The organism is Salmonella sp. SAL4457, from assembly GCF_046548235.1.
Taxonomy (GTDB): domain Bacteria; phylum Pseudomonadota; class Gammaproteobacteria; order Enterobacterales; family Enterobacteriaceae; genus Salmonella; species Salmonella enterica.
Genome location: NZ_JBGDZO010001126.1, coordinates 1 through 245 on the forward strand (window position 1 = coordinate 1; position 245 = coordinate 245).

The 245-nt window shown below is 59.6% G+C and carries 1 protein-coding gene; it reads right to left on the reverse strand.

The window, feature by feature from the left end; all coding sequences use genetic code 11:
* A partial coding sequence (locus ACLJNW_RS27695) for a low affinity iron permease family protein (RefSeq protein WP_410961781.1) occupies positions 1 to 223 on the reverse strand: 223 nt, incomplete at its 3' end.
* Positions 224 to 245 lie beyond the last annotated feature (22 nt).

The following is a 245-nucleotide window of genomic DNA, read 5'->3' on the forward strand; positions in this document are numbered from 1 at the left end:
TATGCAGCGCGTCGGTATCGCGGTTCTGGGTGTTCTGGATGAGGAAGACCATGAGGAAGGTGACAATGGTGGTCGAGGTATTGATCACCAGTTGCCAGGTATCGTTGAAGTCGAAGAGCGGCCCGCTGATCGCCCACAACAGGATCAATCCGAGGGCAACGACGAAGGTTGGCGGGCGGCCGGCCCAGTTGGACAGGCGCTGGGCGAAACGGGAAAAACTCATGGCGGCGGACTCCCTGCTGCAT